Here is an 11991-nt window from a genome sequence, read left to right as displayed (position 1 = left end):
TTAAGCGGCGCTGAGGGCCTGCTCCAACAGGGTGGCGGCAGCCGCCTTGGCGTCGCTTACGGCCTTTTCGGGATTCATTAGGGCCGCCACCACGATGGCGCCTTCCTGCAGCAATAGGATCTGCGCGCCCAGTTGGTCCGGGTTCCGTGCGCCCGCCTTTTCCGCAAGGTCAATCAGATAGCGTTCCAGGATCCGTTTATGCTCCGCGCAGATGGCGTGGATGGAACTGTCGCGCTCCTGAAACTCCGACGATGCCTTGATGAACATGCATCCCAGATAGGTCGGTTCCAGGAACCATTCCTTCAATGCATCGAAAGACGCCAGGATCCTCTCCGCGGGATCCTCCGCAATCTCTTCGATCCGGCGAATAATCCAATTTCGAAACTGTTCGTCCCGCAGGCGCAGCGTCGCCAGGATCAGGTCGTCCTTGGTCCTGAAGTGTTTATAGATCGCGGTTTTTGAAACACCCGTCTCTTTCGCGATCTTGTCCATGCCAACCGCATGAAACCCGTCCTTATAGAAGACCGATAAGGCGCGCTGGATGAGTTGATCTCTTTTAGATTCAGACATTTTCGCTCTTCACAATTACCGAACGGTTTTCCCGTTTCCGGGTCAACATATGGCAGAAAGTTTCAAGAAAACAAGGAAAAGGCTTGTGATCACGAAAACGTCAGTCGTTTTCCGAACCACAAACATTGACAGAACGGTTAATGTTTAGCATATGAGATTAACCGATCAGTTAATGTTTGCAGAAACGAAACGCTGGAGCCTTTGGACGGGGGAGTTCGAGGCGGGTCTGAGAGAGGAGAGGGACATGAACCTGATGTCTAAAGGAGCGTTGACGGCGTTGACCTTGGCGTTGGACTTCGCCGCCGGGTCGGCGGTGGAGCAGTTATGGGATGCGGACTGGTTTGGCGCGGAGGTTGAGGAAGTGAGGGTCGTTCAAACGGCCCCGGTCCCGATCGATAGAATCCGAACCGAGGTCACTGCCGCCGACATTGGAAGACCGCAAACCGGCGGTGGCGTTTGTAAGCCGACAGAACGGTCCGTGATGGTGATGGCGATCGAGCAATTGTCCGGCGGGTCGAAAGCGACACCGCGTCATGTCTGCATACGGGCCTTGTCAGGGGAACGTGAATTGTCGGCCCAGTTCGAATTACGGCCGAGCCTTGGGACAAAAAAGTGAATTTCGGCGCTCCGAGGACCGAGTCCGAAAAAGGTCACCCGGTGCACCGGTACAACGGTCAGTCAATGCGGGACCCGAAAGGCGGCTGACCGGCCGAATAACCCCGCGAGAAAGCCTAACCTGAATATCAACCTGGACCTCTGTTACAGAAACCACGAAAGGAATGAGAAATGTTGAACGTAAATTTGCCCGCTGACGTCGCCAGCGCCCCTGCGGCTTCCCAACCCCTGCTGCAAGCAGTGGAAAAGAAGATCGGTTTCGCACCGAACCTCTACAAGCTTATCGCCAACAGTCCGGCGGCGTTGGAAGGAACGCTCTCCTTGAGCGAGGCTCTCGGCAAGGGCGCGCTGGATGCCCGGACCCGCGAACGCATCGCGCTTGCCATCGCCAATGTGAATGGCTGCAACTACTGCAACGCTGCCCATACGGCGATTGCCGGTATGCTGAAGCTGGATGCGATTGAAATTGAGGCGAACCGCCGGGGCCGTTCTTCAGACCCGAAAGCGGAAGCCGCGGTGGCCTTCGCGCGCAAAGTCGCGATTTCCCGGGCCGATGTCACCGCTACCGACGTGCAGGCGGTTCGCGACGCCGGTTTCTCGGATGCGGAACTGGTGGAAATCGTTGTGCATGTCGCGCTGAACACGCTGACCAACTATGTTAACGAAGTGTTCGGCACTCCGATCGACTTCCCGGAAGTCGAACCGGCCGGGCGCGCCGCGTAACGGCACGGTTCCCAAAGCGGTTTGACAGGATGGGACCCGCCCGGAGAAATCCGCGGCGGGTCTTTCCGGTTGATCGGAGTTATTCCGCTGCTTCGGCCCGGTTTACCTGTTCGGGATAGTAGGGAAGCAGATCCTTGCGCGGGGTATAGGTGCCGGCCTTTTCCAGGCTGCGGACGTAGTCGACGATTTCGTCCAGTCTGGCGAACCAGACATCCTTCGTCTCCAAGGTGTTTTCCAACCACTTTTCGACAACCCGCCACCGCGCGAGGCGGCCGGTCAGGAAGGGATGTACTATCATCATGAAGAAACCGCCGGCTTCATACTGGGCCTCGAATTCCTCCCAGAAACCCTGATAGCCGAGCGATGGCGGCTGTACATGCATCATGTAACCGATTTCCTCGTAATGCGCGAAGGGGGGCCAGTCGTCGCAGCCCCAATGCACCGGGATTTCCGCGATGCTGTTGCCGTCCTTCTCCAGTAGATAGGGGATATCATCCCCCATCAGGGAAGAGTCGTAGGCGAAGCCATGTTCGATCAACAGATCCACGACTTGCGGCGTAATGTTATAGACCGGGGCGCGATAACCCTTGGGCTTGCCGCCGCACACGCGCCGATGGATTGAAAGCGCCTTTTCGAAGGCTTCGCGCTGACGCGGGCCCATCGTCTCGATCGGGTCTTCATGAATAAGCCCGTGATGGCCGATCTCGTGGCCGCCTTCCAGGATCTTCTCCATCACCGGCGCGTATTGGTCGATGCACCAGGCGGGGACGAAGAAGCTCTGCTTGATGCCAAGCCGCTTGTAGGTCTCCAGAATTCGTGGAATGGCGACGTCGGGACCGTATTTCCCCATGCTGATCGGGTATAGGCGGTTATGGGAGTCGCCGGGCCGTGCCACATGGATCAAGCTGTCGGCATCGATATCGAAGGTGATCGCGCAGGCGCATTTCGCGCCGTTCGGCCAGGGAATGGGATTCTGGATCATAGCTCGTTCCTTTCAAATGGGGCGGGGCTCAGCCTCTCGTGTCCGTGAGTTCCGGGTTCGGCAGTTTGCCGCGTTCGTCCCAGCGATAAGCGTAGGAATAGGAATGCATGTTTTCGATCCAATATCCGAAATGCGTCGGCGGATATTTCGGCGGATTGTCAGCATTCGTGCAACTAGGCAGGCACTCCACCACCGTGTCGTAATCAGCCGCAAAGAACAGCGCCAGGGAGAAGCGTTTCCTGCCGGACGTATTGATCACGCGGTGCGGTGTGGACACGAAAAGTTCGTTGGTCCATCGCATCATCATGTCGGCGATGTTGACGATGAAGGTACCGGGGATCGGCGGGGCTTCGATCCAGGCGCCGGCGCGGTTCTGTACCTGCAGTCCGGATTCCGACTGGTAGAGCACAGTGAAGCTTTCGTAGTCCGTATGGGCGCCGATGCCGACCGCGCTGTCTTTCGGGTCCGTCTCCGGGTAGTACATCACACGCAGCTGCGCGCAGGGCTTGGTCACCTTGTCGTCGAAATAGTCTTCCGGCATGCCGACCGCCAGCGCGAACAGCCGGTACATCGTGCGGCCGAGTTTCATCATCTCTTCGAAATAGGCATAGATGTCGGCCCGGAATTCCGGTAGTTCCGCCGGCCAGTTGTTCGGCGCGAACAGTGGATTGCCGGATAGATAGTCGGGATCGTCCTCAGGCACTTCCAGGCCGACCTCGTATCCTTCCTGCAGGTCGGAAGTGGTCGGATCGGCGCTGAGACCGCCGACCGGAACATAGCCCCGGTGGCGTTTCGCCTTGGCAACGTCGTATTGCGATTTCACCGCTATTGGCAGTCCGTAGAAACGATCCGCGGCCGCTTGCGCCTTGCTGATGACGTCGTCGGGGACGCCGTGGTTCTTGATGTAGAAGAAACCGACATTCGCGGCGGCCTCTCTCAACGCCGCCGCGGCCCTTTGCTTGCCGTCCGGATCTCCGTTGATCGCCGCACCGATATCGACGATGGGGATGCTATCGAAATCGATGCGCTCTGCCGCATAGCCGGTGCCCTTGCGGACATCGGTCGGGCGGATGGCGGCGTTAGCATCATACTTCGGCAGTTCCATGGCGGCGCTCCTGTTCGGTTCTGTAAACGCTATTTCTCCGTGCCAATTGGTTTTGGTCTTGTGCTTTTATGCACTCCAGGCGGCAGTTTCCGCGCAATAGGATCGCCATCGGCCATATTGCGTGATCTCGGTTGCGGCTGCGATACCAGTCGGTTCGCAGATGAAACCTTTGACCTGCAGTCCGTTTGCCAGGGCCTCTGTGCCGATACCCAGCTGCCGTGGGATCAGCTCGGCAAAACTGCCAAAGGCCTCGACGACAATCGCCACGGCCAAACTGTCCAGGCTCAGTTCGAACATTGTCGTTTTCGGTGCGTCAGGCATCATGCCTCAAGCCTCCGTTTGAATGACCAGCAGCGGGTCACCCGGCCGGACGATCTGTCCCGGCTTGCACAGGATATCGGTGATGTGCCCGTCCTGCGTTGCATCCACAGCGATTTCTGTCTTCATGGCTTCCAGGACGGCGACCTTGTCGCCGGCGGAAATGCGATCACCGATTTCGACAGAGACTTTCCAAACCGACCCGTTCATCGGTGCTTCGATCAGCATGGCGCCGTCGGCCAGATCAACGCCGACCGGTTCCGGCGCCAGATCGGTTTCATCGACAATGGCCGCGATCCCTTGCGCTTCCCAGCGCGCGCGTTCTTCGTCGAAGGCGGCTTGACGCCTGCTTCGGAAGGTCTCGATCGACGTCGCATTTTGTGCCCGGAACCGGTGATACTCGGCCAGGTCGAATGTGCCGTCCTCGATCTTCAGTTCCGCTTCTCCATGCAGGAAGCCGTCACGCATTTCGGTGAGTTCTTCGTTGGTGACGGGGTAAAACTTGATGCGGTCGAAGAAACGCAGAAGCCAGGGTTTGTCTTCTTTGAAATTCCCGGTTTGGCGATGGGTGTTCCAGACCTGAACGGTACGCCCGACGAATTGATACCCACCAGGCCCTTCCATGCCATAAACGCACATATAGGCGCCGCCGATCCCGACCGCGTTTTGTGGCGTCCAGGTGCGGGCCGGATTGTATTTTGTGGTGACCAAGCGATGGCGGGGATCGACAGGTGTAGCGACGGGCGCGCCGAGATAGACATCCCCCAAACCCAGAACCATGTAATCTGCGTCGAAAACGACCTTCTTGACGTCGTCAACACTGTCCAGCCCGTTGATGCGACGAATGAATTCGATGTTCCAGGGGCACCAGGGCGCATCGGGCCTGACCAGGTCCTGGTAGCGTTTCGTCGCGATCCGCGTGCTTTCGTCATCCCAGGACAAAGGCATATGGACCACCCGGCTCGGCAGTATCACATCGTCCAGCGCCGGCAGGTCGCTCTGGAACTCGCGCAGTTTGGCGAGCATATCGCTCGGCTTGACCCGGCGGTTGTCGAAATGGACTTGCAGCGACCGTATACCCGGCGTCAGGTCGATGACGGTGTCCATTTCTTCGGCCTGGATGCGTTGCATCAACAAATGGGCCTTTACGCGGAGATCCAGGTCCAGTTCCTGTTCGCCGAATTCGACGAGCAGGAAGTCTTCACCCGTCCGGCGGTAGCAAATCTCGATACCATTCGTTTCGTCGCGGGCGACGACCGCGTCCTCCCGCAGCCCGGATGCTTTCAGAATGCTGGGCGAGGGCGGGGCTGCCTGCTCGACATCCCGGCCGAAGGACAAGGCGTTCAGGAACGCTTCCTGCTGTTCCTCGAGCGCTTCGGCTTCCGCCAGGGCCAGCCGCTTGAAACGCACACGGTCACCCGGCCGCAACTGTCCCATCTTCCAAAGCTCGGCCTTGGCGACGACGGCGGGACAGGTGAACCCACCCAGGCTGGGACCGTCGGGGCCGAGAATGATCGGCATGTCCCCGGTGAAGTCTATGGCCCCGACGGCATAGGCATTGTCGTGGATGTTCGATGGATGCAGACCGGCTTCACCGCCATCGGGCCTTGCCCATGCGGGTTTCGGGCCGATCAGGCGGACACCTGTGCGGGCGCTGTTGAAATGGACTTCGTAGGGCGTCGAGAACAGGATTTCGATATCCGAATCCGTGAAAAAGTCCGGCGCGCCATGTGGACCGTAAAGCACGCCGATTTCCCAATCGTCGGGCAAGTGCGGCCAATGAGATCCGGGCAGGGCGCCGCGAAGAACCGGGGCATCCGCCTTATCCGTCAGACGCAGGACATCGCCGCTTTTCAAGTTCCCGGTGGCGTGTCCGCCGAAGCCGCCCAGATCGAAGGTCGCACGGCTGCCCAGATAGAGCGGCGCATCGAACCCGCCCGCGACCGCCAGATAGGCGCGAACGCCGCCGTCCCCGGCCTTGCCAAGACTGAGCGTTTGACCGCGATGGATAGAGATTGGTCGGTAACAATCGACCGGGTCGCCGTCGAGCTTCGCATGAAAGTCGGCACCGGTCAGCACGATGACGGCATCGCGGTTGAACCGCAATGTCGGCCCGGTCATTGTCATTTCCAGTCCGGCGGCGTCGGGCGCGTTGCCGAGCAAGGCGTTGGCCAGCCGGAAATTCAGTGCGTCCATCGGGCCCGACGGAGGGACACCGACATCCCAAAAACCGACCCGTCCCGGCCAATCCTGAAGTGCCGAATGGGTTCCGGGGGCAAGAACGTCGACGGTATTGGGCGTGAAGTCGAACCGGTCGAGCGCCTTCGTGAAGACATGGCCGGCACGGAACATGGCGCTTTCCGAAATCGCCCTGAGATAGGCCAGGTTTGTTTCAATGCCGTAGATGGCCGATTTCCGCAGCGCGTCGGAAAGGGCATCCGCCGCCGCGTCCCGGGTGTCCGCATGAACGATGACCTTGGCCAGCATCGGGTCGTAATACATGGAAACGTCGGACCCGGTCTCTATCCAGCTGTCTACGCGCACGCCTTCGGGAAAAGAGACATGCGTGAGCGGTCCGGCGGAAGGTTGAAATCCCTTGCCCGGGTCTTCCGCATAGACGCGCACCTCCATGGCCGCGCCGCGCACCGGCAGTACGTCGGGATAGGCGGCGAGGTCCATCTTGTCCGCCGCCAGATTCACCATCCAGGATACCAGGTCCTCGCCGGTGACCAATTCGGTGACCGGATGTTCGACCTGCAGGCGGGTGTTCACCTCCAGAAAGTAGAATTCGTCCGCCTTGCCGTCATAGATGAATTCCACCGTTCCGGCTGACCGGTAATCGACGGACCGCCCGAGGGATAGAGCGGCATCGATCAGGGCCGTCCTGGTGGCTTGCGGCAGGTTCGGGGCGGGCGTTTCCTCGACGACCTTCTGGTTCCGGCGCTGCAGGGAGCAGTCACGTTCGCCGAGAGACACGACGTGGCCCTTGCCGTCGCCGAAGATCTGCACTTCCACATGACGGGCATGGGCGATGTATTTTTCGATAAAGATGCCCGGATCGGAAAAGTTGGACCTCGCGAGCCGTCTGACGGTTTCGAACAGTTCCGGCAGATCCTCTGCCCTCTCGCATAATTGCAGGCCGATACCGCCGCCGCCCGCGGTGCTTTTCAGCATGACGGGATAGCCGATCCGTTCTGCCTCCGCCTTCGCTTCTTCCAGCGTATCGACCAATCCGCTGCCGGGCAGCAGCGGCACACCGCTGTTCTCGGCCGCTTCGCGGGCGCTGTGCTTCAGACCGAAAATGCGCATCTGGTCCGGCGTCGGCCCGATGAACCGGATCCCTTCCGCTTCCAGGCTTTCGGCGAAATCCGGGTTCTCCGACAGGAACCCATAACCCGGGTGAACCGCGTCCGCCCCGGTCTGTTTGCAGGCGGCTAGGATCGCATCACGGTTTAGATAACTGTCCGTGACGGGCGCGGGACCGATCCGAACCGCTTCATCGGCAAGACGCACATGCGCGGCGTGGCGATCCGCGTCGGAATAGACAGCCACCGAGGGGAGACCCATTTCCCGCAAGGTCCGGATGATCCGGACGGCGATCTCTCCCCGGTTGGCGATGAGGACTTTGTTGATCATGCCGGTTCTCGATCCCAGATCAGGATTTCGATCGGCGTTGGATTGAACCCGTTGCAGGGATTGTTCACCTGCGGACAGTTCGAGATGAGGCAGATCACATCCATCTCGGCCTTCAACTCCACATAGTTGCCGGGTTCCGACAAGCCGTCGACGATGGCGAGATTGCCGTCCGGCTCGATCGGGACGTTCATGAAAAAGTTGATGTTGGGAACGATGTCTCGCTTGTCCATGCCGTATTTCGCGGCTTCCAGAACGAAGTTCTCGCGACAGGCATGCATGAAGCGCGTGTGGTGGCCGAAGCGAACCGTGTTCGATTCAACCGAACACGCGCCGGCGGATGTGTCGTGATAGCCGACCGTATCCGCGGTTACCGTCAACATCAGGTTGCCTTCGTTGGAAAGCACCTTGGATCCGGTGGTGATATAGGCGGCGCCTTGGGCGGCGACCGTGTCATGCGCGGAATAGCGCTCGTCCGTATCCGCGGCGTTGTAGAATAGGGTGTCGACGGCCTGTTGGCCGAAACTGTCGACGATGCGAATGGTCTGCCCCTTCTTCACGATGGCGGAGAAGGGGGCGTTTGCCGGCACTTTAAGGCGTTGTTTGGCGGTGTCCGGTTGCAGGTTGCTCAATGTGGTCATGTTTCATCTCCCGGCGGCGGTCATGCGGGTCGTTCCGCGCCCGCCGCGCATCGGCATATCCAAGGGACTCAGTCGAAAAGCGGGTCCGTATTCTCATAGGCGCGGACCGCTTCCGCGGTTCCGGTCCGGCACAGATCATTCTCGGCGACCGGGCCCGCATCCCAGATGGTCACGGCAACGGGTTGAGGATCGTAACTCCCGCCCGGTGCCAGTGGATGGGGACAATTCGACAGGCAGAGGATGCAATCCATTTCCGCGCGCAGATCGATGAAATCGCCGGCTTTCAGGGCGCCGTCCTTCCAGGTCAGGGCGCCTTCTTCGCCCGTCTCGACGGGGGCGAAGGCGCAAAAGGATTGATGGACGTCCCGCTTGCCGAGCCCCAGTTTCGCGGCGGCGATCAGGAAGTTATCGCGGCTGTTGCGCACCGGGACAGGGCTGTTCCTTAGGGTGCCCGAACCATAACTCTTTTCGTTGGTGATTGCCGTCGAGTGTCCGGCGACGCAGTCATGATAACCACAGGTGTCTTCGGTAATCGCCATCAAGACCCGGCCCATATCGGACAACAGCACACGGCCCTTGCCGATCCGCGCCGTCCACTGAACCTTGATCGTATCGGCGGAATTGAACCGTTCGGACGGGTCGTGTTGGTTCCAGATCTGCAGGGCGATACCGGGCGTGGCGTGCGAATTCACGATGCGCAGCGTCTGCCCGCGCTTCACGGTCGTGGTCCAATACCAGCCGCCGGGGACCGTTTCCTGTTTCGATATCCTGTTTTCCGGGATCGTCACGGGCGCTGCAGGGGCGCCGGCCAATCTGGCCTCGAACTCGCCTTCCTTCTGCCCTGTTTCTTTCAATGCGGCATAACGGGCTTTCAACTCGTCAATGCTCGCTGTTTCGGCCGTCATCATCGCCTCCCTCGTCACCGCCGGCCTGCCCTTTCCAGGGGCGGACGGCAATTGAAGCTCTGATGCTGAACGGAGCGGTCCTGATATCCGGGAGACAAACGTCTCGGAGGTTGGGCGCACCGCAGCACCACCATGACCTCCCGGGCTTTTATCCCGCCGTGGACCCGGTCTGTTGATGGACCAGGCGTCAGCTCTCGGTCCAGACACCGCCGTGATGACGATCGGAACCCTAGCCGCAATCTTTGAATAGAAAGTATACCTGCGGGACAGAAAAAGGGAAGTGTTGCAGTGCAAAAAATATTGCTCAGAGGGCGGTGACCGTTTCGCCCTCGCGCCAGGGAATGGTGGACATCGTGATCGACCAGGTTCCGTCCGCGCCGATCTTCCCGAAGGAGATTTCACAATCGAGAAGCGCGGCGAGGGCAGCCTCGTCCCCTAATGCGGCCAGGACATTCGTTTCGAAATTCTCTGCGTGCGGTGGGCTGCCGCGCCGATCCTCGGCGAACATGAAGGTGCTGCCGATCCGCAAAAGTGTCGGGCCGTTCCAGCCATCATGCCAGATCCAGTCGTTCATGACGGCATCGGTGGCGGCGGTTTGCACCCATTCTTCCAGGTAGCCGCGATGGATGCCGCGCTCGATCATCAGATCGTTTCCTTTTGCCTCCATCCAGCCTTCATCGGGCGGACCGGGTAGGGGGCGATAGTCCACCTTTCGACGCCAGGCACAGGCCGTGTCGGTCCATTCCAGAAAACCGGCAAACCCTTCCTGTAGAACAAGCGTCTGCAGTCCGGCGTGATCTAGATCGCCGAAACAGGTCGCGCCGGCAACGGCGCTGCGATCGGGGGACAGCCGGATGTCGGCAAAGAGTTGTCGGCTCTGCAGCCACCAGACTATGGTATCCGCATCGCGGCTGCCGTCCTCTTCCACCAGCAGGCGGCGGCGCCACAATCCTCTGTAGCGGATCGGTGCCGGTCCGGTTTCCCAATTGATTTTCGACGCTGGAGTATCAGGCATGATCACCGTTCCCGCCTTTGCTGATCGGACATATTCCTTCCCGCCCGATAAGACGGCGCTTCTTCTGATCGATATGCAAAGGGACTTCATCCAGAACGAAGCGGCGAACGGCGAGAGCGGTCCGGTTCAGGCGATTGTGCCGGCCCTGCGTGACCTGCTGCAGGCGGCGCGCGCCAGCGGATTGACCGTCGCCCATACACGGGAAGGGCATGTGCCCGACCTGTCGGACCTCAACGAGGCGAAGCGGCAACGCAGCCGGGACGCGGGCGCTGAAATCGGTGCGCCGGGGGCGTTGGGGCGTTATCTCGTCCGCGGGGAATACGGACATGACTTCATCGACGAATTGCAACCGGAACCCGGTGAATGGATCATCGACAAGCCGGGCTTCGGTTCCTTTTACGCGACCGATCTGGATTTGCGCCTGCGGGCGCGCGGGATCACCCATTTGATCATCGGCGGCGTCACGACCCAATGCTGCGTCCAGTCGACGTTGCGGGAAGCCGTGGACAGAGGATATCGCTGCCTGACACTGGCCGACGGTTGCGCGACGTTCGACCGTGCCTTGCATGACGCGACCATGGCGATAATTCAAAGCGAAGGCCATCTGTTCGGCTGGATCGCGACCTGCGCAGACGTCGCCCACGCGTTGAAGCCGGACTGACCGGCGGGGCGCCGGGCGCCTATCCGTGAACTTCGCCGCGATCCGCATTGATTGCCTGTCCCGTGATGCTGGCGGCGAGGTCGCTGGCCAGGAAAACGTATAATCCGCTGACATCGGCGGGCTTCATCAAACCCGGCAGGTCCTGCGCCGAGACGATCTCGTTCAACAGGTCGTCCGGGTCCCGGCTAGTTGCGTCCGAAAGCCGTTGCAGTGACAGCATCGCCGGTTCCGTTTCCACCCAGCCAGGGCAAACGGCATTGACCCTGATCCGCCGCTGCCCGAGTTCACGGGCCCAGACGCGGGTCAATCCGATGACGGCATGTTTCGAGGCGGAATAGGCGGAATACCAGGCAGGGCCCGACTTCCCCCAGATTGAGGCGGTGTTGATGATCGTTCCGCCATCGGGGATCAGCGGCAGGACAGTGCGGGTCAACAGGAACGTGCCGGTCACGTTGATATCCATGATCCGCCGGAAGGTCTCTTCGACGACCGGTGCCGGGTCGAACATATCGGTCAGCGCGGTGATCCGTTCCAGGCCGGCATTATTGACCAGGATGTCGATCGGTCCGAGGGAGGCGACCAGCGTCGCGACCGCGTCCCCGTCCGTGATGTCGCAGACATGCCCGGTCACTTGCGTGCCCAATGCGTCAGCGGCTTCCAAGGCAGCCTCGGTTTCGGCAAGGATATGTAGGCGCGCGCCCGCCTCCAGAAAACGTTCCGCGATACCGTAACCGATGCCGCGGCTGCCACCGGTGATCAACGCGGTTTTGCCGGTAAGTGAGATCACGTGGGTTTGCCTTCTATTGGAATGGCAGTGGTGCGC

General features: G+C 60.2%; 12 protein-coding genes and 1 riboswitch. Of the genes, 3 read left to right on the top strand and 9 right to left on the bottom strand.

The genetic code is table 11. The features are described from left to right. On the bottom strand, positions 1-570 hold the full coding sequence (locus tag ACQK2G_RS11445; RefSeq protein WP_425405162.1) for a TetR/AcrR family transcriptional regulator: 570 nt from the start codon (positions 568-570) through the stop codon (positions 1-3). Between the two features lie 244 nt (positions 571-814). On the opposite strand from ACQK2G_RS11445, the gene ACQK2G_RS11440 reads away from it, so the two are divergent. Continuing rightward, positions 815-1186, top strand: a complete 372-nt coding sequence (locus tag ACQK2G_RS11440; RefSeq protein WP_425405161.1) for a hypothetical protein — start codon at positions 815-817, stop codon at positions 1184-1186. 170 nt (positions 1187-1356) lie between these two features. Then, positions 1357-1908 (top strand): carboxymuconolactone decarboxylase family protein, encoded by a 552-nt coding sequence (locus tag ACQK2G_RS11435; RefSeq protein WP_425405160.1) that lies wholly within the window; start codon positions 1357-1359, stop codon positions 1906-1908. A gap of 79 nt (positions 1909-1987) precedes the next feature. Here the strand turns inward: ACQK2G_RS11435 and ACQK2G_RS11430 are convergent, their stop codons facing one another. The 7 genes from ACQK2G_RS11430 to ACQK2G_RS11400 form a co-directional block, all read right to left on the bottom strand. Beyond that, the gene (locus tag ACQK2G_RS11430) at positions 1988-2890 is read right to left on the bottom strand and encodes a polysaccharide deacetylase family protein (RefSeq protein WP_425405159.1); all 903 of its coding nucleotides are present in this window, start codon (positions 2888-2890) and stop codon (positions 1988-1990) included. A 28-nt stretch (positions 2891-2918) separates the two neighbouring features. Beyond that, the gene (locus ACQK2G_RS11425; RefSeq protein WP_425405158.1) at positions 2919-3995 is read right to left on the bottom strand and encodes an isopenicillin N synthase family dioxygenase; all 1077 of its coding nucleotides are present in this window, start codon (positions 3993-3995) and stop codon (positions 2919-2921) included. A gap of 66 nt (positions 3996-4061) precedes the next feature. Continuing rightward, the gene (locus ACQK2G_RS11420) at positions 4062-4319 is read right to left on the bottom strand and encodes an allophanate hydrolase-related protein (RefSeq protein ID WP_425405157.1); all 258 of its coding nucleotides are present in this window, start codon (positions 4317-4319) and stop codon (positions 4062-4064) included. A 3-nt stretch (positions 4320-4322) separates the two neighbouring features. Then, on the bottom strand, positions 4323-7949 hold the full coding sequence (gene uca, locus ACQK2G_RS11415) for an urea carboxylase (RefSeq protein WP_425405156.1): 3627 nt from the start codon (positions 7947-7949) through the stop codon (positions 4323-4325). Continuing rightward, positions 7946-8587: an urea amidolyase associated protein UAAP2 gene (locus ACQK2G_RS11410; RefSeq protein WP_425405155.1), complete on the bottom strand. Its 642-nt coding sequence runs from the start codon at positions 8585-8587 to the stop codon at positions 7946-7948. The genes uca and ACQK2G_RS11410 overlap by 4 nt, the downstream gene beginning before the upstream one ends. A 68-nt stretch (positions 8588-8655) precedes the next feature. Next, a complete protein-coding gene (locus ACQK2G_RS11405; RefSeq protein WP_425405154.1) occupies positions 8656-9492 on the bottom strand; it encodes an urea amidolyase associated protein UAAP1 in 837 nt (278 codons plus the stop codon). Between the two features lie 135 nt (positions 9493-9627). After that, positions 9628-9736, bottom strand: a riboswitch (guanidine-I (ykkC/yxkD leader). 60 nt (positions 9737-9796) lie between these two features. Beyond that, the gene (locus ACQK2G_RS11400) at positions 9797-10507 is read right to left on the bottom strand and encodes a hypothetical protein (protein WP_425405153.1); all 711 of its coding nucleotides are present in this window, start codon (positions 10505-10507) and stop codon (positions 9797-9799) included. Here ACQK2G_RS11400 and ACQK2G_RS11395 point away from each other — a divergent pair. Further along, positions 10506-11168: a cysteine hydrolase family protein gene (locus ACQK2G_RS11395; RefSeq protein ID WP_425405152.1), complete on the top strand. Its 663-nt coding sequence runs from the start codon at positions 10506-10508 to the stop codon at positions 11166-11168. The two genes, ACQK2G_RS11400 and ACQK2G_RS11395, sit on opposite strands and share 2 nt — an antisense overlap. A gap of 19 nt (positions 11169-11187) precedes the next feature. On the opposite strand, the gene ACQK2G_RS11390 is transcribed toward ACQK2G_RS11395, so the two are convergent. Further along, positions 11188-11955 carry an SDR family NAD(P)-dependent oxidoreductase gene (locus tag ACQK2G_RS11390; RefSeq protein WP_425405151.1) on the bottom strand — a complete coding sequence of 256 codons (768 nt, stop codon included), beginning with the start codon at positions 11953-11955 and terminating at the stop codon, positions 11188-11190. Positions 11956-11991: the final 36 nt, after the last annotated feature.

Source organism: Hwanghaeella sp., from assembly GCF_965227365.1.
Lineage (GTDB): Bacteria > Pseudomonadota > Alphaproteobacteria > UBA8366 > Aestuariispiraceae > Hwanghaeella.
The sequence above is the reverse complement of the archived record's forward strand: the minus strand, read 5'-3'. Positions and strand labels throughout refer to the sequence as shown.